The organism is Mycolicibacterium sp. XJ662 (genome assembly GCF_053484035.1).
In genome coordinates, this window is the sequence record NZ_JBEFTL010000001.1 from 991,516 (window position 1) to 1,015,756 (window position 24,241).

21 protein-coding genes and 2 pseudogenes are annotated in these 24,241 nt (G+C 65.9%); 10 read left to right on the top strand and 13 right to left on the bottom strand.

Annotated features, from left to right (window positions below; all coding sequences use genetic code 11):
• Positions 1-251: 251 nt before the first annotated feature.
• Entirely contained in the window at positions 252-818 is a 567-nt protein-coding gene (locus ABQE93_RS04555; protein WP_448406078.1) for a dihydrofolate reductase family protein, read from the top strand.
• A gap of 4 nt (positions 819-822) precedes the next feature.
• Here ABQE93_RS04555 and ABQE93_RS04560 read toward each other — a convergent pair whose 3' ends face one another.
• The 5 genes from ABQE93_RS04560 to ABQE93_RS04580 form a co-directional block, all read right to left on the bottom strand.
• Entirely contained in the window at positions 823-2,007 is a 1,185-nt protein-coding gene (locus ABQE93_RS04560; RefSeq protein WP_448406079.1) for an ABC transporter substrate-binding protein, read from the bottom strand.
• Positions 2,008-2,030: 23 nt separating this feature from the next.
• Positions 2,031-3,062 (bottom strand): ABC transporter ATP-binding protein, encoded by a 1,032-nt coding sequence (locus ABQE93_RS04565; protein ID WP_448406080.1) that lies wholly within the window; start codon positions 3,060-3,062, stop codon positions 2,031-2,033.
• A gap of 104 nt (positions 3,063-3,166) precedes the next feature.
• Positions 3,167-4,999, bottom strand: a complete 1,833-nt coding sequence (locus ABQE93_RS04570; protein WP_448406081.1) for an ABC transporter permease — start codon at positions 4,997-4,999, stop codon at positions 3,167-3,169.
• A gap of 177 nt (positions 5,000-5,176) precedes the next feature.
• Positions 5,177-6,121: an aldo/keto reductase gene (locus ABQE93_RS04575; protein WP_448406082.1), complete on the bottom strand. Its 945-nt coding sequence runs from the start codon at positions 6,119-6,121 to the stop codon at positions 5,177-5,179.
• Positions 6,122-6,212: 91 nt separating this feature from the next.
• Positions 6,213-7,184, bottom strand: coding sequence for an MsnO8 family LLM class oxidoreductase (locus tag ABQE93_RS04580; RefSeq protein WP_448406524.1), 972 nt, complete (start codon positions 7,182-7,184; stop codon positions 6,213-6,215).
• 521 nt (positions 7,185-7,705) lie between these two features.
• Between ABQE93_RS04580 and ABQE93_RS04585 the strand changes: the two genes are divergently transcribed.
• From ABQE93_RS04585 to ABQE93_RS04595, 3 genes and pseudogenes are all read left to right on the top strand, one after another.
• Complete coding sequence (locus ABQE93_RS04585) at positions 7,706-8,515, top strand: alpha/beta fold hydrolase (RefSeq protein ID WP_448406083.1); 810 nt, start codon at positions 7,706-7,708, stop codon at positions 8,513-8,515.
• Between the two features lie 78 nt (positions 8,516-8,593).
• Entirely contained in the window at positions 8,594-8,992 is a 399-nt protein-coding gene (locus tag ABQE93_RS04590; protein ID WP_448412306.1) for a ribbon-helix-helix domain-containing protein, read from the top strand.
• 333 nt (positions 8,993-9,325) lie between these two features.
• Positions 9,326-10,252 (top strand): annotated as a pseudogene (locus ABQE93_RS04595) (extracellular catalytic domain type 1 short-chain-length polyhydroxyalkanoate depolymerase).
• 32 nt (positions 10,253-10,284) lie between these two features.
• Here the strand turns inward: ABQE93_RS04595 and ABQE93_RS04600 are convergent.
• Positions 10,285-11,835: an alpha/beta hydrolase gene (locus ABQE93_RS04600; protein WP_448406085.1), complete on the bottom strand. Its 1,551-nt coding sequence runs from the start codon at positions 11,833-11,835 to the stop codon at positions 10,285-10,287.
• Between the two features lie 115 nt (positions 11,836-11,950).
• Positions 11,951-13,327: a flavin-containing monooxygenase gene (locus ABQE93_RS04605; RefSeq protein WP_448406086.1), complete on the bottom strand. Its 1,377-nt coding sequence runs from the start codon at positions 13,325-13,327 to the stop codon at positions 11,951-11,953.
• Between the two features lie 119 nt (positions 13,328-13,446).
• On the opposite strand from ABQE93_RS04605, the gene ABQE93_RS04610 reads away from it, so the two are divergent.
• The 4 genes from ABQE93_RS04610 (at position 13,447) to arr (ending at position 17,326) form a co-directional block, all read left to right on the top strand.
• Positions 13,447-14,550 carry a DUF1214 domain-containing protein gene (locus ABQE93_RS04610; RefSeq protein WP_448406087.1) on the top strand — a complete coding sequence of 368 codons (1,104 nt, stop codon included), beginning with the start codon at positions 13,447-13,449 and terminating at the stop codon, positions 14,548-14,550.
• 238 nt (positions 14,551-14,788) lie between these two features.
• Entirely contained in the window at positions 14,789-15,757 is a 969-nt protein-coding gene (locus tag ABQE93_RS04615; protein WP_448406088.1) for a sulfotransferase family protein, read from the top strand.
• Between the two features lie 252 nt (positions 15,758-16,009).
• On the top strand, positions 16,010-16,783 hold the full coding sequence (locus ABQE93_RS04620; RefSeq protein WP_448406089.1) for a cyclase family protein: 774 nt from the start codon (positions 16,010-16,012) through the stop codon (positions 16,781-16,783).
• Between the two features lie 102 nt (positions 16,784-16,885).
• On the top strand, positions 16,886-17,326 hold the full coding sequence (gene arr / locus ABQE93_RS04625) for an NAD(+)--rifampin ADP-ribosyltransferase (protein ID WP_448406090.1): 441 nt from the start codon (positions 16,886-16,888) through the stop codon (positions 17,324-17,326).
• On the opposite strand, the gene ABQE93_RS04630 is transcribed toward arr, so the two are convergent.
• From ABQE93_RS04630 to ABQE93_RS04640, 3 genes and pseudogenes are all read right to left on the bottom strand, one after another.
• On the bottom strand, positions 17,323-17,502 hold the full coding sequence (locus ABQE93_RS04630) for a VOC family protein (RefSeq protein ID WP_448406091.1): 180 nt from the start codon (positions 17,500-17,502) through the stop codon (positions 17,323-17,325). The genes arr and ABQE93_RS04630 overlap by 4 nt on opposite strands.
• Before the next feature lie 62 nt (positions 17,503-17,564).
• A complete protein-coding gene (locus ABQE93_RS04635) occupies positions 17,565-18,005 on the bottom strand; it encodes a VOC family protein (protein ID WP_448406093.1) in 441 nt (146 codons plus the stop codon).
• Positions 17,977-18,258, bottom strand: a pseudogene (locus tag ABQE93_RS04640) (VOC family protein); the annotation flags it as partial. The pseudogene ABQE93_RS04640 and the gene ABQE93_RS04635, both read right to left, overlap by 29 nt.
• Positions 18,259-18,449: 191 nt before the next feature.
• Between ABQE93_RS04640 and ABQE93_RS04645 the strand changes: the two are divergent.
• Complete coding sequence (locus ABQE93_RS04645; RefSeq protein WP_448406094.1) at positions 18,450-19,559, top strand: coiled-coil domain-containing protein; 1,110 nt, start codon at positions 18,450-18,452, stop codon at positions 19,557-19,559.
• A gap of 8 nt (positions 19,560-19,567) precedes the next feature.
• Here the strand turns inward: ABQE93_RS04645 and ABQE93_RS04650 are convergent, their stop codons facing one another.
• Both ABQE93_RS04650 and ABQE93_RS04655 read right to left on the bottom strand, forming a co-directional pair.
• Positions 19,568-20,335 (bottom strand): DUF1906 domain-containing protein, encoded by a 768-nt coding sequence (locus ABQE93_RS04650; RefSeq protein ID WP_448406095.1) that lies wholly within the window; start codon positions 20,333-20,335, stop codon positions 19,568-19,570.
• Positions 20,336-20,427: 92 nt separating this feature from the next.
• A complete protein-coding gene (locus ABQE93_RS04655; protein ID WP_448406096.1) occupies positions 20,428-21,351 on the bottom strand; it encodes an LLM class flavin-dependent oxidoreductase in 924 nt (307 codons plus the stop codon).
• 127 nt (positions 21,352-21,478) lie between these two features.
• Here ABQE93_RS04655 and ABQE93_RS04660 point away from each other — a divergent pair, with 127 nt between their 5' ends.
• On the top strand, positions 21,479-22,090 hold the full coding sequence (locus ABQE93_RS04660) for a TetR/AcrR family transcriptional regulator (RefSeq protein WP_448406097.1): 612 nt from the start codon (positions 21,479-21,481) through the stop codon (positions 22,088-22,090).
• 7 nt (positions 22,091-22,097) lie between these two features.
• Here ABQE93_RS04660 and ABQE93_RS04665 read toward each other — a convergent pair whose 3' ends face one another.
• Positions 22,098-24,236 carry a DNA gyrase subunit A gene (locus ABQE93_RS04665; protein WP_448406098.1) on the bottom strand — a complete coding sequence of 713 codons (2,139 nt, stop codon included), beginning with the start codon at positions 24,234-24,236 and terminating at the stop codon, positions 22,098-22,100.
• Positions 24,237-24,241: the final 5 nt, after the last annotated feature.

A 24,241-nucleotide genomic window follows, 5' to 3' on the forward strand; every position in this document is an offset into this window, starting at 1 on the left:
GCGTCCGTATTCTCGAAATCGACTGCAACATGCTCAGGGCAACGACTCATATTCTTGCGCAGCTGATTTCAAACTCCCGCGACCGATTTTCCTGCGTCCGCCACCGACGACGGGGGCATGATGTGGTGACGAACTCCCAAATCGTCGGGAGCGCGTGGTGTTACCCGTCTCAATGACTAGTAACGACGAACGTCCCGTTGATCGCGCGTGGCGTCGCGATGAGTTCGGTCCTCCGGTGCAGTCTTTTCTGCATGGGCAAACTCATCTATGGCTTCAACGTCTCGGTGGACGGCTACATCGCCGACACACAAGGCAGCATCGACTGGAGCGAGCCGAGCGACGAACTGCACCAGTACTGGAATGACTTCGAGCGCGAGACCGCCCTGTCGTTCTACGGCCGCCGGCTCTACGAACTGATGTCCGCGTACTGGCCGACCGCCGACCAGGCCCCGGACGCCACCCCTTTGATCGTCGACTTCGCCCGCATCTGGCGCGATATGCCCAAGGTTGTCTTCTCGCGCACCCTTACGTCCGTCGACTGGAACTCCCGGTTGGAACGCGGCGATCCGGTCGAGGCGGTGCGCAAGCTGAAAGCCGAAACCGACGGTCAGCTCGAGGTGGCCGGCGCGACGCTGGCCGCACCGATCGTGCGCGCCGGGCTGGTCGACGAGTTCCGGCTCGTGGTCGCGCCCACCGCCGTGGGCGGCGGCACACCGTTCTTTCCGACACTGCCGTCATGGATCTCGCTGCGACTGTTGGAGAATCGCACCTTCCCGGGTGGTACGGTCCTGCTGCGCTACGCAGCGAAACACGACTGACCTGTCAGCTATACGAGCTGCGCCAGAAGTCCTCCCACGCGGACTTGGTGCGATAGTCACTGACGAGGTCGGCACTGGGGAACGGCGCCATCTGATCCATATAGTCCTTCACGCGCGACGGATCGTCCGGTGCTGGTACCTGCGAATTCGCGGAGGGCTTGCCGTCGGCGAGCTGAATGCCGAAGCCCTCCTCGGTCAGCATGTAGTGGATGTAGAGCTTGGCGGCGTTGGGGCTGTCGGTCTTAGACGCGTATGCGATCGCCGACGGGAATGACTGCAGCGCCCACGGTTTCATGCCGTCACACAGCGCCAGGTGGTAGCCCTTCTGAGCGTTGTTGCGGAACTTCGCCATGGAGATGGGGCCGAAGCTCGGCTCCTGCTGACCGGGGGCGCCGACGGCTTCGGAGACTTCCTCGTCGTTACGGGTCAGTTTGGGATTGTTCTGCGCGAACCGTTTCACCCATTCGTGGGCGGCATCGGGCTGGTCCGTTGTCAGTTCCGTGCCGTAGAGCTCCTTGTACGCGCTGCGCAGCGCGGCGTCGTCATTCAGAGCCATCGTGTTGAACCAGTAGGAGTACTTGGCGTTGCTCAGCGGGTCGGCGATCGCGACGCGTCCGTCGAACTGTTCGTCGGTGAGCTGCCAGATGTTGGAAACCGGGCAACTCGAGTGGGCCTGGCTGTTGTAGACCCACCCCATCGGACCGTAGTGAACGATCAGCGGGTACTGATCCTCGGGTTTGATCGAGCCCTTCACGTCCCCGGGAATCCAGTTGACGAGGACGCCTTGGTCGAGCAACTCCACGGCGTACGTCGGGAGGTCTTCGTTGATGACGACGTCACCGATGACGTTGCCGGACTGGTATTCCTTCTGCACCTTGTCGATCGCTCCCAGCTCAACCTTCACCCCGGTGGCCTCGAGCCCGTACTTGGCGGCGAAAGCCTCGGCGGTGGCGACGACCTTGGTGGTTTGGTCATAGATCGTGATGCCCGGTTCGGTGCGGGCAGCGGCGATCAGCGCATCGAGATCGAAGCCGGCCGGGTCCTCGTCGGGCTGCGTCGACTTCTGCACCAGTGGCGGCGACGTGGCGTCGGTGCTTGTCGGGCTGGGCGGCGCGCACCCCGCCAGCAGGAGCGCAAGGGCCGCGCCGGCAAGCATGACACCGCGGCCGCGGGCATGGGTGCTGTACATAGTCCTCCTTCGTTGACGATCGGTTAGCGGGTGGATAGGGCAGTGCGCAAGCTCGCATCGACGCGATCGCCTTCGGCGTCGAACACGTGAACATCATTGGCGGCAACACGTATTCGGACGTCATCACCTGGCCGCCACGTCGGGTTCACCGATGTCGTCGCGAAAAGGTGGCGGTCATCGACGACCACTTCGATGGTCCAACTGCCACCGGTCGCGAGGACAGCGAACACGACGCCGTCGATGACCAGCCCGTCACCGGCAAGCGGCTCACCGCGGCCGTCGATGCGGATCGACTCCGGACGAAACCCCACCGAACCCGGCATGGCTCCGCTGCCCGAAGCCCGAGCCTTGCCGAAGGCGTACGCCGCCGCCACGTGCGGTGCGGACTCGGCATCGACGATCTCGACGACGTTGAGGGGAGGGTTGCCGAGGAACTCGGCGACGAACCGGTTCCGGGGGCGGTCGTAGATGTCGGTCGGTGATCCGATCTGCTGAAGTCGGCCCTCGAACATCACCGCGATCCGGGTCGCCAATGTCATTGCCTCCCACTGGTCGTGGGTCACGAAGACGACGGTGGAGCCGAAGTCGTGGTGAATCCGTTTGAGTTCCGCCCGCATCTCGAGCCGTAGCCGCGAGTCGAGGTTCGAAAGCGGTTCGTCGAGAAGCATGACGCCGGGATTGACGGCCAGCATCCGGGCCAGCGCTACCCGCTGCTGCTGCCCGCCTGACAGCTGCGAAGGGTAGCGGTCGGCGTAACGGTCGATGCCCATCACCGCCATCACCTCGTCGGCGCGACGCCGCCGTTCGGCTCTGCTGACCTTGCGCAAGCGCAGTCCGTACTCGGTGTTCTGACGAATCGTCATGTGCGGCCACAGCGCATAGCCCTGGAAGACCAGGCCCATCTCGCGGCGCTCCGGTGGAACGAACACCCCGCGCTCGACCGAGTCCAGTATCCGGTCGGCGACAGAGATTGAACCCGCCGTTGGCTGTTCGAGTCCGGCGATCATCCGCAGCGTCGTGGTCTTGCCGCAGCCCGACGGGCCGAGCATGCACATGAAGTCACCGTGATCGATCGTCAGATCGAGGTTGTCGACCGCGCACTCGTCGTGCTTCCGGGGTATCGCTTAGTGACGCTGCTGAGTTCGATTGTGGGCATCGGTCATCCACCCAATCCCCGACCGAGGTCGGTCTTCATGGTCTTCTGGATGGCGTAGGTGCCGCCGAACGCAACGGCCGAGATGATGAGGACTACGCCGTTGGCGGCTTGGGTGAACCCGAAGTCGACGAGCTTGATCGCGAACGTGGTCAAGACGTCCATGCCCGGCACCGCCAAGATCACCACGAGGCTCAAGCTGCGGACTCCGGCGATGAACGGCAAGAGTACGCCCGTTGCGAGGGAACGCTTTTGGATGGGCAGAATGATCCCTGCCATGCGCCGCCACCAGCCGGCGCCGGCCACCTGTGCCGCCTCTTCGACGTCGCCGCCGAGTTGCATCATCGACGAGATCCCGGCGCGCGAAGTGAACGGCATCTGCTCGGCCATGTAGATCAGCAGCAGGATGGCGGCCGTGCCGTAGAGCGCCGGAATGGGTCCGCGTGGCACGGCAAACAGCGACAGGTAGGCGACCGCGAAGGCGATGCCAGGGACGAGATACGGAAGAAACATCAACTGGCGCAACGCGGTTGCGAGCAGGCGGTTGGGTGAGCGGACGACGACATAGCCGACGAGCTGCCCCAGGATGCCCGCCGACACCGCTGCGACCCCGACGATCCAGAACGTGTTCCAAGCCGCCGACCATACGGCGCCGCTCACCAGGATTCCGTCGGTGAACCCCGGAGTATCGAGGTCGTGGCCGAACCAGTAGGCAACGGTGAAGTTGTCCAGTGAGAAGTCGGCGGGACGGCGCATCAGTGTGGAGAGCAGCAGAACACCGACGGGGACGATCACACTGAAAACAAACGCGATTGCGCAAAGCGCGGTGGCCGGCTTCCGGAATCTGCCGAGCAACCGGACCCTGTTCATCGACCCCTTGCCCCCGATGGTGACGAAGCGCCGCGCCTGCTTGAGAAAGTGCACGTCGACCCATAGCGAGAGCAGACCTATCACGATGATGGCGCTGGCGATGACGGCCGCGGCGCCGGTGTCCCGCGTCGAGATGTTCCGGTACAGCGAGGTCGCCAGAACGTTGAAGTCGGTGGGCAGTCCGAGGATGTAGGTCACCCCGAATTCGCCGAGAACCTTCGCCAGGATCAAGGTGGCGGCCGAGAGGATGGCCGGCCGCATCAGCGGCACCACGATGGTGCGGACGACGGTCGGGTAGCCGGCTCCGAGCGATCGTGCCGAATCCTCCAACTGCGGGTCGAAGCGTTCGAGGGCGTTGCCGACCAACAGGATGACCAAAGGCGAAAAGTACAGCGTGAAGATGATGGTGATCGGAACACCGCCGTAGGCCAGCCAGTCGGGCGGTGTGAAACCGATCGACTCGAGCCAACCGGGTTGACCACCCGCCGTGCGGTTCTTGAAGATCGTGCTCCACGCGAGCGCGAACGCCCACGTCGGCAGCATGTAGGGCACGATCAACGCCGTGCTGAACCAGCGGCGGCCGAAGAGGTCCGTGCGCGCCAGCAGCCACGCGAACACACCGCCGACCAGGAGCGACAAGACGACGGAGCACGCGCCGACGACCACGGTGTGGAGCAACGGCCGCCAGAACAGGTCCCCAGAGACCGGTGAGAGGAACACCCGCCAGAGGTAGTACGACGTCAGCGAGCCTTCGGGCCGCTGCACGATCAACGTGTCCCTCGGGCCGACGGTCACCCCTTGGATCACCATCGTCACGATCGGCACCACGATCAGGTAGCCGAACAGCACCAGCCCGAGCAGGCCGAGGACCGTCGTCGGACGGCGAACGGCGACCCTGAACCGGTAGCGCAGGGCTTGCCTGCGAGGTGTCGAAGCGGTCGCGAGTCCGGGTTGCTCGTCGTCGACCACCGTTTGGTCCAGCGCCGTCGCCCGTCTCTTCGCGCGGGGTCCTCGGGTGGCTACGGCTCGTCGGACATACCGCTAAATATGTTCGGGACAGTACCTAGCCCGGCTCGGCGTGTCAGGCCTTACGGCAAACGAGGTTTCAACTCGTTCGGTCAGCGTCGCACGGGATGAAACGCGGTGCTATGCGAAGACGCGCGAGGCATCGTCGAGCGTGGCGATCTCGTCGGCAGCGAGCTCGACGCCGACGGCGGCCAGCAGATCCGGCAGCTGTTCGGTGGTGCGGGCACTGGCCAGCGGCGCGGTGATGCCCGGTTTGCTCAGCAGCCAGGCCAGCGCGGTAGCGGTCGGCGAGATGCCGCGGCCGGCGCCAACCTGCTGCAAAGCGTCGATCACCGCAAAGCCGTCGTCGGTGAGATAAGAGCCGAGCATGGCGCTGCGCTGGACGCCCTCGGCATCCTGCGCGCTGCGGTACTTCCCGGTCAGAAAACCGGACGCCAGCGAGTAGTACGGGAAGACCGCCAGACCGCTCTGGTGGGCCAGCGGCGCGTAGCCCTGCTCGTAGTCGGCGCGGTGCACCAGGTTGTAGTGCGGCTGCAGGGCCACCGGCGCCGCGTAGCCGTTCTGCTGCGCGATCCGAATCCATTCCGCGATCCGGTCCGGAGCCAGGTTGGACAAGCCGATCTGGCGGACCTTGCCGGCCTTGACCAGGTCGTCGAAGGCCGCTGCGGCCTCTGTCAGCGGTGTCTTCTCGTCGTCGGTATGCGCGTAGTAAAGGTCGATGTAATCGGTCTGTAGGCGCCGCAACGACGCGTCCGCAGCGGCGGCGACGTTTTGCCCTGACAGTCCCCGATATTCGGGGTGTGCACCAACCTTGGTGGCCAACACCACCGAATCTCTGTTACGGCGCTCGCTCAACCAGCGGCCGAGAATCACCTCGGACTCGCCGCCGCGGTGCCCCGGCACCCACGATGAGTACATGTCGGCCGTGTCGACGAGATTGCCCCCGGCTTCGGTGAAGGCGTCTAAGACCTGCTGTGATTCGGACTCGTCGGAAGTCCAGCCAAAAGTGTTCGCGCCGAGCGCAAGTGGAAAGACTTTGATGTCAGAGTTACCGATGGTTCGCACAATGTCCTTAGCTCGAACTTAAGATATTTCCGCTGTTGCAGCCGTTGGAAGTTCAACGAGGCAACCGTCGGCATAGTTCCCGGCCAGCATGTCAGGGCAGACCGAAGATCCGCGCCAACCGGGCGTCGGACTCGTACAGCGCGGTGGTTTCGAAAGTGGAGGCCGAACTCATCACCTCGTCGGCGCCGGTTGCGGCGATCAACTCCTCGACGCGTTCGGCCACCTGATCTTCGGTACCGACGATCGCCGTCTCGGCATTCTTGGTCACGACACGACGGCGACGTTCGGTCATCTCTTGTCGCTTTATCGACTCGACGCTCGACAGCGGCGGGAAGGACCCGGTTTCGCGACTGACCGCCATTGCCCAGGCCTCTGGCAGCAGCAGGCTTTCAGCCTCGGCTGCGGTGTCGGCGACCAGGATATCCAAACTGACGACCAGATACGGTTGGTCGCCATCGCCGCCAGGCCGAAAGTCGTTGCGGTACTGTTCGAATGGCGCCGACCCACGCCAGAGCAATGGACCGCCGGCGACCGCGGGCAAGCCCAACCGGGCCGCGAGTTGCAGGCCGTGGCCGGTGCCCAACACGAAGATCGGCGGCGGGGTGGGCACTTGCGGTCGAATCGTCACTTCGGCGTCACCCTGCAGGTAGGACCGCAGTTCAGCGACATCGTCGGCGAAGTCCTCGAGCGGGGCGCGTTCGGTGCGCAGCGCGGCCCGGATGGGAGCGGTGAACCCCAGTGAGCGGCCGACACCGAGGTCGATCCGGCCGGGATAGAGCGCTTCCAGCACCGCGAACTGCTCGGCAACCACGATGGGCTGGTGGTTGGGCAGCATCACACCTCCGGACCCGACCCGAATCCGACTGGTTTGTTCGGCGATCGCCGAGATGAGGAGGGCGGGCGTTCCGGAGGCGACACCCGGCACGCCGTGGTGCTCCGCAACCCAAAACCTGTGGTATCCAACCGATTCAGCCAACGCGGCTCGGTGAATGGTCTGTCGCAGCGCGGCGGAGTCGGGCTCACCGTCTCGGGTGCGGGACCGGTCCAGCAGGGACAACTTGATGTCCATGATCACCTCGACTCCATGGCATCCATCATGGCCTTTGCCTTATGGATGTTGCCCAAGTGGTGGCAACTCGACTACCCGCATTCGGCCGGCGCGCATCACAGCGCGCAGGATGCAGCTTGCGGCGGCAGCTTGAGGTCGATCAGGTAGTCGGCGGCTATTCCGTTGTCGGCGCGAGGGTCAACCTCGGTTGGCTATCGAGTTGGGCGACAACTCGATTCGGGTGATTGATCCGAACGCCAGCGCGCTTATAGCCCGAACAGATAACCGCACGACCGGTGGTTTCCAAACCTCGGGCACGCCATAAGCGATGCAGCGACCAACTACTGGTCCACTTCCCCCGGCATGCGCATAACCGTCCAGGTATGGCACCCGACCAGCTTGTCGGCGCAGCGATTTCACTCTCGCATCGACGACACAGCTGTTCTAGGGTCTTCGGCCTGCTTGCCCGTACGGGTCCCGCCGGAGGTGACCGACCTCATGCCATAGCCGGTGCATGCAACGGGTACCCGCCACAGATGAAGGCGCCACTGTCTCGCATCCGAATGGGCCGCGGCGAGCCGCTCCTGCTGCTTCACGGCCTGGGCAGCTCGCGCCGCGACTTCACCGCCGTCCTTCCCGCGCTGAGCGCCCGCTTCGACGTCATCAATGTCGATCTGCCCGGCATCGGGCAGTCCCCACGTCTCGAGCAGCGCCCTACCGTGGCGGCGATCACCGATGCCGTCGAGCAGACTCTCGATGTTGAGGGGCTGGGCCGCGTGCACGTCCTCGGCAACTCGCTGGGCGCGCGCACCGCGCTCGAACTGGCCGTACGGGGCCGGGCACGGTCGGTGGTGGCGATCGCGCCGTCCGGTGCGAACATTCCACTGGAACGGCTCTATCAGGGCGCCAACATGGGACTGGCTCGGATCGTCATGCGCGCGGCCAAACCGCTGATCGGGCCGCTGTCCCGTTGGAAGGTCGGCCGGGCCGCCCTCCTGGCCCCGCTCAAGGCGCAGCCGTGGAGCACCTCGTCGGAGGAGGCGATCGGTGCGCGCGAGGGTTTCGCCGAGTCGCGCGACTTCTTACGCACGGTCCTCTGGGCGCTGATGCTCGACGTTCCCCGCGGTCTGAACCGCATCGACTGCCCGGTCACCCTGGTCCAGGGTGTGGCTGACTGGGTCGCCGCCGGCCAGACCGTGCGCTACCTGCCGCTCATTCCCGGGTCCCGCTTGCGCCTGCTCCTCATGGCCGGACATGCGCCGCAGTCGGACCGGCCGGCGACGATCGCCCGTCTGGTCGAGGAGACGGCGGCCCGGGCGCGAGACCGGAACACCGCCCGTCCGTAGCCCACCGAAGTCGGTTCCCCCAAATCCCCACCATCCTGTGAGATGGCTATAGGATGGCTGTCAGATGTTGGAGGGATGATGGCCGAGGTCGAAAAGAGCGAGAAGATCACCATCAACGTGGGCTTGGTCGACCTCGGCCAGATCGACCTACTTGTCGCTGAGAGCTTCTACGCCAACCGCACTGACTTCATCCGCACAGCGATCCGGCGTCAACTCGACAGCCTGGCGGACGCCGTAACCGACACGGTGGCGCGCCGAACACTGGTACTGGGCACCCAGCACCTGAGCCGTCGTGACCTCGAGACACTTCGCGACGCGGGGCAGACGATCGACCTACGCGTGCTCGGGTTGGCGACGATCGGCGACGACGTGAGCCCCGAACTCGCGCTGGCGACGATCGCGTCGGTCGAGGTTCTCGGCGCCTTCCGGGCGCCCAGGGCCGTCAAGACAGCCCTCGCGAACCGCACGACCACCTGAACCGTTCACCGGCGCCAACCGACCGGTCGGCATCGACATCACACCGAAGGGCACTTTCATGGACGACCATCGCACCGCAGGCATGTCCGAAGCACTGAGACTCACTCGAGCAGGACAGCTCACGGACGCGGTCGCGGTACTGCAGCGCACACTCAGAGGCCCTGCCGCTCCGGCGGGGCCCCCGACGCCGGCCCGAAGGCGCCCGACGGCCGACCACCCGTCGTCCCCCACAATCCGCGCCCGCAGCCGAGCGCCCGGCCGGGTCCCCTTGGGCTGCTCGACAAGCTCCGCAGCGGGCGGACCGCGCAGCCCGGCGCGGGGCTACCCGTCGGGTTGACCAACCTGCTCACCGACCTGCCGACCACCGGCCGCGGCATCGGGCGGCCCGGGGCTGCTGCGGCGGTTGCCGCGCCCGGCGGGGAGATCCGCCACCTGGTCCACGCCGATGCTGCCGGAACCAGAAGGTATGACCTCTACATCCCGACCGGCTATACCGCCGGGGCGTCGGTGCCCCTGGTCGTCATGCTCCACGGTGGTTCGCAGGACGCCACCGACTTCGCCGCGGGCACCCGGATGAACGACCTCGCCGAGCAACACACGTTCCTGGTCGCCTACCCAGAGCAGTCTGCCGCGGCCAACAGCGGCGGCTACTGGAATTGATTTTCTCCCGCGCACCAGCAGAAGGGTGCCGGCGAGCCGGCGATCATCGCCGGGATCACCCAACAGATCATGGCCGACCACAAGATCGACCCGGCGCGGGTGTATGTCGCCGGGCTCTCTGCCGGCGGGGCCATGGCGGCGGTGATGGCCGCGACGCACCCGGAGCTCTACGCCGGGGTCGGAGTGCATTCCGGGCTCGCCTACGGCGCGGCACGTGACGTCGCGTCGGCGTTCACGGCTATGCGCACGGGTGGCTCACCGGCCTCAGGCGGGCCGGTGCCGTTGATCGTGTTCCACGGCGACCGCGACGGAACCGTGGCTTCGGTGAATGCCGAGAAGCTCGTCGCCGCGCGGTTGGCCACCGTCGACGCCTCGGTGTCGGACTCGACGCATCGTGACCGGCAGACCACCGAGTACGCCTACACGCGCACCGTGCACACCGACGCCGACGGCGCCGTCCTCGCTGAGGCCTGGATGGTGCATGGGGGCGGACACGCGTGGTACGGCGGAAGCCCGGTGGGTTCTCACACCGACCCGATGGGGCCCGACGCGTCGACCGAGATGGTCAGGTTCTTCCTCAGTACGGAGGGCCGCGCTTGAGTTCGTAGGCAAAGCCGCCCGCCGCCGCGGCGTCACAGCGCGCAGGATGCACCTTGCGGCGGCAGCTTGAGATCGATCAGGTAGTCGGCGGCTATTTCGTTGACGCACTGGTTCGTTCCGCCCATAACGACGGTGTGCCCTTCCCCCTCCACGGTGAGCAAGGCACTGCCGAGCATCTCCGCGAGCTTCACGCCGCCGACGTGCGGTGTGGTGGGATCGCCGGTGATTGAGACGACCAGCGTGGTCGGTAACCCCTCGATGTCCGTCGCGTACGGGAAGCCCAGCGTCGGCTCGGTCGGCCAATGCTCGCACCCATCGCGGGCGCCGGTGAGAGCGACGCCGGGGTCCATGAACGGCGCAGCTTCGAAGATCCTAGTGCGCAACGCATTACCCTGCTCTTCGCTGAGCCGGTCCTCGTCCATACAGTTGATCGCATAAAGCGCCTCGGCGAAGTTGGGCCAGCGTCCCTCGGCGTCGCGCAGGGAGAAGTCGTAGTTGAGCTGCAGCAGTTCGTCGCCGCGTCCCTGCTGCAACTGGGTTATGCCAGTGATGACTCGGGGCCACGCCGCGTCGGTGTAGAGCCCGGCGATGACGCCGCCGATCGCCTCGTCAAAGCCGAGCTCGGAGTCCAGCGCCGGCACGGGTTGCCCGTAGAGCGGGCGCACGATCTGGTGAAACGCCTCGGTAGCACTGGTTGGGTCATTGCCCAGCGGACAATCCACCTGTGTGGCACAGAACCCGGCCATCTGCTCGAAAGACCGCTGAAATCCCGCGTACGCGCCAACCCGGCGTTCGAAGGTGCCCTGAGTCGGATCGGTGCCGCCGTCGAGCAGCATCGCGCGCACGTTCTGCGGGAATTGTTCGGCGTACACGGTGCCCAGCCGCGTCCCGTAGCTCTGCCCCAGGAAGGTGAGCTGTTCATCACCGAGTACGGCCCTCAGCACGTCGATGTCACGCGCTGCATCACGGGTGCCGACGCTGGTGAGTACGTCGACGCCACCGGAGCGCTCGGCGCACCGGTCGAGGATGTCTTCGGTATCCTGCTCGCTCCATTGCACGGTGGTGCCTTGCGTGCTCAGCAGGAAGTCGCCGCGATCGGCTTCGGCATCGGTGTAACAGTCGATCGCAGGCTCCGAGCTGCCTACGCCGCGTGGATCGAAACCGACAAGATCAAAGCGCTCGGTCAGCCGAGCATCCGGGAGCGACATCGCCGTCGCCGCGGTGGCGAACAACCCTGAACCGCCGGGGCCCCCGGGGTTGATCACCAAGGAGCCGACGGGCTCGCCGTGGGCGGGAACGCGTGCGACGGCGAGTCGCGCCGTCTTGCCTACTGGATCCTGGTAATTCAGTGGTACTTCCACGCGTCCACATTCCATGGTCGGCACCTGGGCGAAGAAGGCGCTCTCGATCGAGGTGTTGGCGTAGCCCTCACACGCCTCCCAGGCGATCTGTTGTGAGTAGAACCGTGCCAGATCGGATGATGACGGCTCCGCCGGCGGTGTGTCTGACGCGCAGCCCGGTACCGACCAAATCAGTGCGAGAACTACTAGGCCGGTGAACAGTTTCGGTCGGTTCGCAGTCATGAAGTCCTGTTCGCCCGTTGCGGAGTGCGCGTTTCAAAGGCTGAGTCAGCGCAGAGCTGTCAACACTATTCGTTCTGCGCCCTATTCCCGCTACTGCGGTTCCGCAACGCGGGATTCAGGCCCCGACGGCATCGGCGGCCGCGCTGACCCGGCCGGCCAGCTGGACCGGTCCGAGCTTCTCGGCGCGGCGCCGTCCGGCAGGCAGCTCACGCTTGCGCATATTGCGTTCGTAATGCCAGTAATCCACCTGCTGGGTGTGGCGCGGCTTGTCGGCGAAGTGTCCGACGTACCGACGTTCGTCGGCGGCGATGACGCGCCACATCTGCCGTTCCGACGGCGGCCGATAGGTGCCCGCCAGATACGCGGCGGCCAGCCGGGCCTGGCACTCGACGAACGGGAACAGCGTCGGCACCGCCTGCGCGAACCCCATGAAGAGCAGGTCGTCGATGCCCGGTTTGAGAATCCGCTTGTACAGCGGGAACCGGTTGTCGGGGGCTTCGAGGAAGCTGCGGTCAAAGAACGGGAACGTGATGTTGTATCCCGTCGCGTAGATGATCACGTCGGCTTCCACCGTCGAACCGTCGACGAACACCACCGAACACCCTTCGAGGCGTTCGATATTCGGTTTCGCGGTCGCGTCACCGGACCCCAACCGCATGAGCAGCTCAGCCGACTGGGTGGGGTGCGCCTCGAGGAACCGATGGTTGGGTTTGGGCAGACCGTAGTTCTCCGGATCACCGATCAAGAACCGCGCGAACGGCTGGATCGCTCGGCGTTGCCACGACAGCGGAACCACGGGCAGCGTGCGCGCGACCTTGTCGGCCGTCATCCCGAAGATGTACTTCGGCACCACCCATGCGCCAGAACGGGTGGATAGGTAAACCGTGTTCTGCCAAGACTTTTGGGACAGCTCGGAGACCAGGTCGGCCGCGGAGTTGCCGATGCCGACCACGACGATGCGTTTGCCGCGCAGATCAAGCGGTTCGGTGGGGTCGATGTACTGGTGGGCGTGAATGCTCTCGCCGGTGAACTCGCCCGGAAAGTCCGGTGTGCGCGGATCCCAGTGGTGCCCGTTGGCAACGACCAGCGCGTCATAGCGTCGCGTCCGCCCATCCTCGGTATCGACTTCCCAGCCGCCGCGAGGTAGCCGGCGTGCGTGCTTCACGCCGTTCTGGAACTGGATCCGATCCAACAGACCGAAGGCGGCGGCGTAGTCGTCGAGGTACTCCTTGATCTGGGAGTGATGAGGAAAGTCGGGGAGGTCGTCGCGCATCGGAAAGTCGCGAAACGACAGGCACTCGCGCGACGTGTCGATGTGCAGCGAGCGGTAAGCGCTCGAGTGCCCGTTCGGGTTGCGGAACGCCCAGTTACCGCCGATCCGGTCAGACGACTCGAAGCAGTCGTACTCGATCCCGACGTCCGCGAGGTTCTTACCCGTCGTCAAACCGCTGATGCCTGCGCCGATGATCGCCACCGAGGGCAAAGAAGCCATGTCCGCCTACCGTTCCGTGAACTGCGTCACCCGCTACGTTACTAAATTTTTGACAGGTGTCAATTCTGCCCCTCTGGCACATTGACCACCGAGTTCGGCATCGATAGCATCCGTTTCCAATGAGCCCAGATGGCGTTGACGCGGACTCCGGCCAAAGCGGCCAGGTTCCGCCGATCGAGGGCTGGGAGAAGCTGGTCGACGGTTTGCGCGATGCGGGCCGACGCCTCGACGAGTCCACTGCGGACCTGGATTCCATCGACCGGGCAGACGGTTTCCGCGCATTGGTGCGCGCGGCGAACAACCTGCTCGGCCGGTTTGAAAGTAGCCGTGACAGACCGGAACTCGTGCCGTTCAACGGATGGCGTGAGCGGTTCTTCATGGACAACCCCGACTACCGCTACTGGATCACCGATATCCGTGACGACTGCGTGTACCGGATAACCGGAAACGTCGGCGACTCTGTCTACCAATCGATGACGGTGTACGCCGGAACGATCGAGAACGCCGCAGCCGTCGCACGCACCGACACCGATTCGATGGCCATCGACGACAACGGCGACTTCGAAGTCCTGTTGTCCTCCGACGCCAACCACCTCGAGCTGCCCGACGGGTCCTCGTCGCTGTGGGTGCGCTACGTACACACCGGGAGCAACCCCGTCGATCCGGGCAGTTGTCGTATCGACGTGGTGCAGGGACAAGAGGCCGCCTCTGCCGTCGACCCATCCCGGTTGCAGCGCGACTTGACCAAGCTCGGAGCGTTCCTGGGGTATCTGCCTGACGTGTTCGCGGCCGCAGCGGCCGGCGATATGAAGACACCGAATACGGTCCGGCACTGGAGTGCGATGACAGGCGGCGCGGCCTTCACCGAACCGGGGATCCATTACCTGCGGGGAGCCTGGCAGCTCGAGGACGACGAAGCCCTCGTCATCGAAGGGTCGCTGCCGCGGTGCAGGCACTGGAACATCGTGTTGTACAACAGATTTCTGAACTCGCTGGACTACCGACGCCACACAGTTACACACTCGGCTGCCTCCACTACCGTCGACGACGGGCACTTCCGGTTCGTGCTGGCGGCCCGCGCCCCCGGGGTCGAAGGTTATGACTGGCTCGATACCGAGGGCAGACGTTTCGGTCTGTTCGTGATGCGGTTCCTGCAACCTGTCGACGAACCGGCACTGCCGACCGCGCGACGCGTGACTCTGTCCGAACTCGAAGGCTTGTGATGGCCTGGAGTCCGACGCCGCGCAGTGCCGAGGCGCAGCAGCTGTACGCGCACGCGGAGAAGGACCGAGCCGAGCGGCCCGAGCGGTACCGGTTCGATCCGGCGACCATCGTCGAACGGGGGCGACCAGGCACGGAAAGTACTCTCCCGACGACTTTTCCGAAGAATGGCGGCAGGGGCTAGAGAACTTCCTGCAGTCAGCCGAAGAGGAGGGCCGTCTCAACGCGCTGGGTATCCAGATGGCCCTGCAGATGGCGCAACACCGGTTGACTGCCGGCGCGCGGATGACGTCCTATCTCCGCGGCCACCCCGAGGTTCGTGAAATCCAGCTTGCGCCACCGATCGTCATCATCGGCGGGTGGCGTACCGGTACGACGTTCTTGTTCCGCTTGTTGGGCACCGATCCGCGGTTGCACGCACCCTTACCGGCCGAGTTGACGGCGCCGTGGCGGTTCGCCGGTCCGGAACAGGACCGTCCAGCCGTCGGCGCGAACGACGGAAACCACCTGCTGCACACGCTGAACCCGGACATGAAGGTCATCCACCCCTCCGGGCCGGATCTGCCCGAAGAGTGTGTCCTGGCGATGGGCACGGATCTGCGTAACTGGGGCTTCACGTCCATGTTGCGTCTGCCGTCGTACGCGGCTTTCCTTGCGGGTCAGGACTTTACCGCGCCCTATGCGCGTTACCGCGAAGTCCTGCAACTGCTGGCATCCGGCGATGGCCGCCGCTTCGTGTTGAAGGCACCGGCGCACACCGGGGAGTTGAACCATGTGGTGGAGGCGCTTCCGGGCGCGGTCATCGTGCAGATCCATCGCGACATCGTCGACACGCTGACCTCGGGCGCCAGCCTGTTCGCCGTCTATCGCTCGACATACAGCGACGACGTGGATCCGATCGACGTGGGTCGTCAGCAGGCGGACCAAACCGAGTTGTGGTTGCGCCGAGCGGCGGCGTTTCGCAGGTCCGCACCGCGCACGTTCGTGGACCTGGACTACTCGAGCCTGATCAACGACACCGCCGGGTGCCTCGAGCAGATCTACGCGGCGGTCGACATGGAACCGCCCACGCGGCTGGATGAGTTCATCGCTTCCTACCATCGCGCGCACCCGAGGGACGCGCACGGCCGCCACCGATATGCGCCGGAAGACTTCGGGTACACCGAGGATGCGCTGCGCGAGCGGTTCGCCTTCCTCTCAGCGCCCTAGACGGTGGCCGCCGCAGGTGATCAAACCTCGGCGCGGAACATCACTGGGTGGCGAGTGACGCGATCATGAGGTCGGCCGTCAGCCGTCGGCCAGTCCGACCGCGGGCCTGTACTGCGGCGCTGATGCGCCCGAATGCCCGAGCGGCTTCCGTCTCGAACGGTATAGGGTCGAACTCGTTCTCGCGCGTCGGACCGCAGCTGCAGGGTCGGTTGGGCGCTGGGCGGTCGGCAGAAATGAGTGGGGGAGAACAGAATGCGTAGATTCGTCGACATCTCGGTGCCGTTACAGGCCGGGATCGCGTCTGATCCGCCGGGGCATCTTCCGGAGATCGACTACTACAACCACGCCGACACCGCCGAGGAGGTCGTCGCGTTCTTCCCGGGTGCGACGGTGGATGATCTACCGGATCGGGAGGGGTGGGCGATCGAACGTGTCCGGATCACCACCCACAACGGCACTCACCTCGATGCGCCCTATCACTACGCGTCGACGATGGACGGGGGCGCGCCGGCGATCACCATCGACGAGGTTCCGCTCGAATGGTGTTTTCAACCAGCGGTAAAGCTGGATTTCCGGCACTTCGAAGCGGGTTATGTGGTGACCGCCGATGACGTCGCCCGCGAACTGGCCCGCATCGGCCACCAGTTGCAGCCGCTGGACATCGTCGTGGTCAACACCGCGGCTGGAGCCCGTTACGGCGAGTCGGATTACGTCTCGTCTGGCTGCGGGATGGGTCGGGAGGCGACGCTGTGGTTGTTGGAGCGGGGTGTACGACTCACCGGCACCGATGCGTGGAGCTGGGACGCGCCGTTCACGTATACCGCGCAGCGCTATTCGCGCGACCGGGACCCGTCGATCATCTGGGAGGGGCACCGTGCGGGACGGGAAATCGGGTACTGCCATCTGGAGAAGCTCCATAACCTGGAGGCGCTGCCGGACAATGGATTTGAGGTCTGCTGCTTTCCAGTGAAGGTGCATGCCGCGTCCGCCGGCTGGACACGGGCCGTCGCCATATTCGACGAATGATCGGCAGTCCGCTTGTCCCATCCTCACTATATGGCGAGGAGGGGGGCTTGCGGCAAGGCCCCGTTCCCGCGGCACAATCTGGCGGCCCAGAACTTGCGACAGATGGAGGTCGAAGTGTCGACGCCGCCCAAACCCTTCGAAGTACACGAGTCCGGCGCATACCTGCACGGCACCAAAGCCGACCTGTCCGTTGGCGATCTGCTTGTTCCAGGCCGCTTCTCGAACTACGAGGACGGTCGGGTCATGAACCATGTGTATGTGACCCAGACCTTGGATGCCGCGGTGTGGGGAGCCGAATTGGCCAGGGGAGACGGAAGAGGCCGCGTCTACATCGTCGAACCGCTGGGTGCGCTGGAAGACGATCCCAACGTGACGGACAAGAAATTGCCGGGCAATCCGACGCGCTCCTACCGCACCCGCGAACCGGTGCGCATCGTCGGCGAGATCACCGACTGGACCGGTCATTCCGAAGAGCAGCTCCAAGCGATGCGCGACGGCCTGGCCGATCTCAAACGCCGCGGACTCGACGTCATCTATGACTAAAGCTTGTCGAAGGCGAGCGGGTCGTCGGGCCCAGGCGATCTCAGATCCGGCAGCGAGCGTTCGATGGTGGCTCGATCGGGTTCGAGCCAGGGCGGCAGTTTGAGGGCCCGGCCGAGTTCCATCAGCGGTTCGTCGACGCTGCAACCCGGTTGATCGGTCGCCAACTCGAACAGCACTCCGCCGGGCTAGCGGAAGTAGATCGATTGAAAGTACTTCCGATCGAGGATCGGGGTGACGTTCAACCCCTTGCGAGCAGGGTCTCGCGCCATCGCTGTTGCTGCGCGTCATCGGCGACGCGAAAGGCGATGTGGTGCACGGTGCCGGCGGCCACGAGCCCGTACGGGGACTCGGGTGAGCAGACGACATCCACGCGCGCTCCGGCACCGCTGTCGCCGGTGAGGAAGCCGAACCGGCGGTCGGTCTCGTCGACGGACCGAAAACCCATCGTGTCGGTCAGCAGGGTCGCCGTGTCTTCGTATCCCGCCTCGGTCAGCGTGACCGAGTGCAGGCCGCGAATCGCATGTTCGACGGGGACCGTGCCGTCCTCCCACGCTGGGCGGGAGTCGCCCGTGGGGTGGGCGGCGATTTCCAGCAACAACCCGTCGGGGTCGCGCACCGTCAGCACTTCCTCCGAGTTGCGGGTAGTCGGCTCACCGGTTTCCACTCCCAGCGCTGACAAGTGATTGCGCCACCATCTCAGCGTGCCCTCCGGTACCGACAACGCGACAGTGGTGGTCTGCCCGGTGCCGCGGCGGCCACGCGGTGCCGGGCCATGGAAAGAACGTGACCAGCGTTCCCGGTTCGCCGGACTCGTTACCGAAGTAGAGATGGTAGGTGTCCGGCGCGTCGAAGTTCACCGTCTTCTTCACCAATCGCAGCCCCAGCGCGGTGTGGTAAAAGTCGACGTTGCGCTGTGGATCGGTGGCGATCGCGGTGACGTGATGCTATCCCGTCGACGCGGTTGGCATGATCAGCTACCTCCCGCTGACACAGCTACCCCGCAAGGAAGCGTCCCAACCTCAGAGACGAGTGGACATCGGCAACACCACTTCGTAACCTGTCCCGGGACATAGAAGCTGGGCCGCGAGACCGGTCCTTGCAGCGAAGGATCGTGGCAATCTAGATGACCGGGGTGCGTCATTCACTTCGGCGAATTGCGTGTGGTGCGGCGGCCGCTGTGATGGTGCTCGCCGTGTCGATGGGTGTCGTGGCGGCCGACCCGGCGGCGGACGCACTGGCCAAGCTCAACGAGTTGTCCAGCCAGGCGGTGCAGACCCGCGAGGCCGTCACGGCCGCGCAGCGCGACGTCGACGCCCGGCTGGCCGACCAGAAGGCCGCCGAAGACCGCCACCGCGCCGACCTCGACGCCCTTTCGGCGGCCAACGCCCAACTCGCGCCCTTCCAGGCGGCGGTCGACCGGATCGCGGCGATGAACTACATGGGCGGCCGCGACGGTCAGATGGCTACGGTGCTGACCGCGAACTCGCCGCAACACCTGATCGACCGGCTGTCGGTGCAGCGGGTGGTGGCCGCTACGACGACCGATCAGATGAAGAACTTCCGGGCAGCGCAGGAGCGTGCGGCCGCCGCAGCCCAGGCGTCGCAGAAGTCGGCCGCCGACGCGCGCGCCGCCGCCGAGCATGCCGCTGCGGTGCGTGCCGACCTGCAGACCAAATGGAAGGAGTTGATGCGTCAGATCGCGGCCGCGGAGGCGCAGTACTCCGCGCTGACCCCGCAACAGCAGGCGGCGGTCGACAACGCGGTCCCCCCGCCGCCGCCCAGTGCGCCCGCTCCCCAAGACCCGGCGATCGTCGCGATGCCCGGCCAGCCTCCCGCCGACCCGGCGCCGGCGCTCGCCGCAGCCCAGATAGTCGACATCCCGGAGGCACTGCCCGTCGGCGTCGCCAACGAGGCTGGCTTACAGCGCAACACCGTCCTGGCCGCCAGGGCCATCAGCGCACGGTTTCCGCAGATCGCGAATATCGACGGGGTGCGGCCCGATTCGAAACCGTGGCATCCGCGCGGCTTGGCGATCGACATCATGATCCCCAACCACAGCAGCCCCGAGGGCATCGCGCTCGGCAACGAGATCCTCGCGTTCGCGATGGCCAACGCCGGCCGGTTCGGGTTACAGGACGTGATCTGGCGCGGCACGTATTACACGCCCGGCGGCCCGCGAGGGTCGGGTTACGGCCACTTCGACCACGTGCACATCACGACGCTGCCGCGCTGACCGCCCGGTCAGGGATGGAAGTTCCACTGGCCGCAGTCCTGGGCCAGGACGTCGTTGACGTCGACACGGCTGCCGCCGACCACCGGTCCCGGGTTTGAGGCGGTGTCGATGATGCGCTGGTACAGCACCGCGTGCGGAAAGATCTGCCCGTTCGACCACGACCGGGTCTGCCACGCCCACACGCGGCCCGGCGTTTGTGACTTGCCGATGACACCGTCGGCGGTGGCCCACTGACATGGCCGAATGCCGGCGTAAATGCCGGTGCGCATCGCCCCGATGACGGAATTGATGCCCCGAAACCACGGCAGTGCCAGGTCATTCCAGGCCTGCCGGTCGATGTCGTCGTCGATGCTGAAGTAGATCGGTGCGGTGCGGCCGCCACCGGCGGCGGTGTGCAGATGCCACGCGGTCTTCGCGTCGGCGACACCACCGGCGTACCCGCGGGTGAAGTCCGACGGCGCCGTCCCGCCCGGCTTGCCGTACTGGTAGTTGCTGACGATCACCAAACCGGCCGCGGTCAGCGACTTGGCGTAGGGCAGCGTGATGGGCTTGGCGCCGAAGTTGGAGCCGGGCCGTGAGGTCGAGACGTAGTTGATCACCCCGGCGTGGCCGGCGGCTTTGATGGCTTCGGCCGGAATCTGGCGCATGGCGAAGTCGATCAACGTCGGAGCGGCGGCCCTTGCCGCAGGCGCCTGCGTAGCCGCGGCGGCACCGAGACCGACTAGTGCGGACGCCGCGGCGGCATAGCGCAGCGCGTCACGGCGGGATACCTGCACGGCGCGATGGTAACTATGAGACGCCTGTGATTAGGGAGCCACGCAGGCGCTGCGTCAATTTTGATGCCGCACCGTTATCGGCTAATCCGGGATCAGATACCGAGCACATCGCGCGCTCGATCGATTTCATCGAGGTCGGTGGTCGACGGGATGAGCCTGAGCTCGTCGAGCCCCGCCTCGCGTGCGCCGTTGACGGCCGCGAGGAGGCCGGCCGCTCCGCAGTTCATCGTCCCGACGCCCGGGGTCGTCAAGTAGGTGGAGGCGCCGTCTCCGACGGAGGCAACCTCCTGGTCCCAGAAGTCTTTGACGTGCTCCCGGAGTTGCTGCTCTGGGTCGGGGCCGAGCGCGAACCAGACCGGCGCGGAAAAGTGTGGCCGATCGGTCCTGCCTGCCGCTTGCCACGCCTGGATGACACGTTCGCGCTGAGCGGCCAACGCCTCGGCGTCGAAGTGCAGTGAATGGGCAGGGTCGCTCACCCCGACGGCCCATCGTGCGGCGCGAGCGAGTGCCTTCGGGCCGATCACGCCGGCGACGAGCGGGATGCCGTCGCTCTGGGTGGGCACGGGCCCTACTGGAAAGTGCCCGTCGACGGGTGGCTCCTGGCCCCACACGCTGCGCATCGCCGCGACGGCCTCGTCCATGCGCTGCCGCTTTCGGTCGAGCGGACTGTCGACTGCGAGATAGTCCTCGTCCCACGCGCCGATGCCGACCCCGAGCGTCAGGCGCCCGCCCGACAGGACGTCAATGGTCGCCAGGTCCTTGGCGAACAAGACAGGGTTGCGCATCGGCAGTGCGACGACGTCGGTCCAGAGTCGAACGCGTTCGGTCATCGCCGCCGCAGCGGCAAGCTGCGGCACGACCGACCAGCTGTGCGGATAAACGATCCGTTCGTAGGTGACGAGCCCGTCCCACGGGCCCTCGTCGATCTTGCGGTACCACGCCAGCTCCGTCTCGCGCCCGTGCGGGAACAGCGTCGGCAGACCCATGGAGATCTTCAGGCTGGCAGCAGAGCTCAACGTCGCTCCTTAGGAGGTGTCGGGCAGAGGGGACGGGGATCGACCGCAGGCATAATAGCAACAGATTGTTCACTTAAGAGCTGGCGTGCTCCTCAGCGTCGGCCCGAGCTGTAGGGGATCAAGGACCGTGAGCTCAGTTAGGCAACGGGTCCGCCCCGGCGGACGCAGCGAGCGGGTGCGCGAATCGGTGATGCGCGCATGCCTAGAGCTGTTGAACGAGGGCAAGCTGGAGCTTCCGATCGCGGAGGTGGCGGCACGGTCGGGGGTGAACAAAGGAACGATTTACCGGTGGTGGCCCACCTCGGCCGCACTGCTGGACGACGCCCTCGTGTTCCACGCCCGCCATCGCACCGACGCGCCCGACACCGGGGCGTGGGAGAGCGACGTCCGGTACCTGATCACTGAACTCGCCTCGCTCGCAGCCGATCCCGTGGAGCGCGCCATCATGGCCACGGTGATCTCGGGGCGGTATCCGTCGTTGAACGACGCGATGATGGGCTGGTTCCGAAACGACCTCACGCAATGGGTCACGATGGTCGAGCGGGGTATCGATCGCGGCGAGGTGAGCGCTGACGTGGATCCCGCGGTCGTGCTGCACATGATGCTGGCACCGGCCGTGACGGTCTCCCTCTTCGACGGACGAGCGCTCACACCCGACGAGATCGACTCCCTGGTCGCGTTGGTCTGCCGAGCCACGGCCGCGCGAAACAACGCGGGAAGCACGCGCAAAGCGAAGTGAGTCGTGGCTATTCGGCCGGGGTCACATTCGAACCCGAGCCCTTGATAGACGCCTTCGCACGCTTCTCGGCGGGGACCCGCCGCTTGCCCCGCACGAACCCGTTAGCCGAGACCGTCGCCGACACCAGCGCGTTCTCGCCGCGCACGAACGGATGGAACCCGACCCCAGCACCGCCACGGCCCTTGACCGGAATGTCCGGCACTTCCGTTACCTTCCAGCCTTTTTCGGACGTCGAAAAGATGGCCTCGTCGTTGCCGCACGACAGCGGCAGCCCGGCGATCACCTCGTCGCCGTCACCCGCGAGCTTCACGCCGGCCACGCCGTTGCCTGCCACGCCCTGCGGGTTCACCGCCGCCGGGTCGATGCGCAGGATCTTGCCGCGCCGCGTCACCAACGCCAGGTGGTAGCCGTCGGGCAGCACACCCGAGCCCACCAGGCCGGTGATGTCCGGTGCGACCGGGATGTCGCGGATCTTGTATGGCAAGCCTGCGCCGGTGGTGAACTTCACCCGACCGTCGGCCCAGACCGCCCATCCCAGCCCGGAGGTGAGCAACTCACCGTGGCTGTCGGAGAACACGCCTCGTTCGTCGAGCCGCCAAGCCGTGTTGACCTTGCGCTCACGGGGTCCGTCGTCGCCGCCATTGGCGGTGACGGGTGCGGCGTCGAAATCCAACACGGTGCGCCGGTCGAACTCGGGGCCCTTGAACAGCTTCGCGGTCTCGACCAACTCCTTGTCGATCACCTTGCGCCGCGCATCCGGATTCGACACCAGCTCAGTGAGATCGACGAACTCGGCATCGAGCCGCTCGGCCTCGGCCCGCAGTTCGATGACGTCGAGCTTGGTCAGCCGGCGCAGCTGCAGTGCCAGCACATAATCGGCCTGCACGGCGTCGATCTTGAACCGGGCCTGCAGACCCTGACGGGCTTCGTCGACGGTCTCGGACCCCCGGATCACCGCCACCGCGGCGTCGATGTCGAGGTGGATGGTCATCAGGCCGGCCACCAGATGACGCCGCGCGGTCACCTTCTCCAGCCGGTACTCGCTGCGGTGCAGCACCACCGAATCGCGCAGCGACAGGAACGCGGCGATCAGCTCGCGCACCGACCACCACCGCGGCACCCGGTTCTCGTCGAGCGCGACGAGGCTGGCGGCGAACGTCGACTCCAGCGGGGTGAGGGCCAGCAGCTGCTCGCGGATCTTCTCGGCGTCGTGGCCTCGTTTGGCGGTGACGACGATCCGCAGCCCGTTGCGGCGGTCGGTCAGATCCGACATGTCGGCCACACCGGACAGCTCACCGGAGTCGACCAGCGCCCGGATACGTTCCTGCACGGTGTTACTCGCGACGCCGGGTGGCAGCTCGGTGATGATGCAGTTCTTGCCCTCGACGGTCACCGTGCCACGCACGGTGAAATGGCCGCGTCCGGTGGTGATGTACTCGCGTAGCCCCGCGGTGCCGACCACCGACGCCCCAGAACCCCAGTCCGGGCCCGGAATCAACTTCACCAGACGGTCGTCGGTCATGTTCGGGGTCTTCAGCAGCGCGCGGCAGGCGGCCATGATCTCGCGCGGGTTGTGGGCAGGCACCTTGGTGGCCCACCCCTCGGCGATGCCGACCGCGCCGTTGCACAGCAGCACCGGCCACTGGGCCGGCAGCACGGTCGGCTCGATCCATTCACCGTCAAAGGTCGATGTCATCGGGACGGCGTGGCTGTCGAGTTCGGCGGTCAACGCCGCACCGGCTGCGGATAACCGCATCTCGGTGTAGCGGTCGGCGGCCGGGATATCGCCCTGGATACGCGGGAAAGCGCCTTGTCCGTCAATGACTTTCACGCGCTGGAAATCGGCGGCCATCAGCGCCGCCGCGCCGTACATCGAGGTGCCGCCGTGCGGGTGCAGGTTGCCTGTGACCGCGGAGCAGATCTTCGACGACTTCTGCGGCTTGTTACCGGGCTGCAGTTTCGACTCGTGCATCTGGTAGAGCAGACGGCGCTGACCCGGCTTCAGGCCGTCGTAGGCCGACGGGATCGCGCGGTCGCTGACGCTGTAGAGCGCGAAGGTCAGCTGGTAGAGGTTCCAGTAGTCGTCGGCGCTCTGGTCGTGAACCAGGTCCGGGTTCTGTTCGGGGATTTCCAGGGTGGCGGTCACGGTAT

Excerpts from the sequence above, each read along its gene's own strand:
- ABQE93_RS04620 (WP_448406089.1), top strand. The coding sequence starts at position 16,010 with ATGCGTAGATTCGTCGACATCTCGGTGCCGTTACAGGCCGGGATCGCG.
- ABQE93_RS04610 (WP_448406087.1), top strand. The coding sequence starts at position 13,447 with ATGAGCCCAGATGGCGTTGACGCGGACTCCGGCCAAAGCGGCCAGGTT.
- ABQE93_RS04600 (WP_448406085.1), bottom strand. The coding sequence starts at position 11,835 with ATGACTGCGAACCGACCGAAACTGTTCACCGGCCTAGTAGTTCTCGCA.
- ABQE93_RS04565 (WP_448406080.1), bottom strand. The coding sequence starts at position 3,062 with ATGTGCATGCTCGGCCCGTCGGGCTGCGGCAAGACCACGACGCTGCGG.
- ABQE93_RS04605 (WP_448406086.1), bottom strand. The coding sequence starts at position 13,327 with ATGGCTTCTTTGCCCTCGGTGGCGATCATCGGCGCAGGCATCAGCGGT.
- ABQE93_RS04560 (WP_448406079.1), bottom strand. The coding sequence starts at position 2,007 with ATGTACAGCACCCATGCCCGCGGCCGCGGTGTCATGCTTGCCGGCGCG.
- ABQE93_RS04615 (WP_448406088.1), top strand. The coding sequence starts at position 14,789 with ATGGCCCTGCAGATGGCGCAACACCGGTTGACTGCCGGCGCGCGGATG.
- ABQE93_RS04590 (WP_448412306.1), top strand. The coding sequence starts at position 8,594 with ATGGCCGAGGTCGAAAAGAGCGAGAAGATCACCATCAACGTGGGCTTG.
- ABQE93_RS04585 (WP_448406083.1), top strand. The coding sequence starts at position 7,706 with ATGAAGGCGCCACTGTCTCGCATCCGAATGGGCCGCGGCGAGCCGCTC.
- ABQE93_RS04555 (WP_448406078.1), top strand. The coding sequence starts at position 252 with ATGGGCAAACTCATCTATGGCTTCAACGTCTCGGTGGACGGCTACATC.
- arr (WP_448406090.1), top strand. The coding sequence starts at position 16,886 with ATGGAGGTCGAAGTGTCGACGCCGCCCAAACCCTTCGAAGTACACGAG.
- ABQE93_RS04645 (WP_448406094.1), top strand. The coding sequence starts at position 18,450 with ATGACCGGGGTGCGTCATTCACTTCGGCGAATTGCGTGTGGTGCGGCG.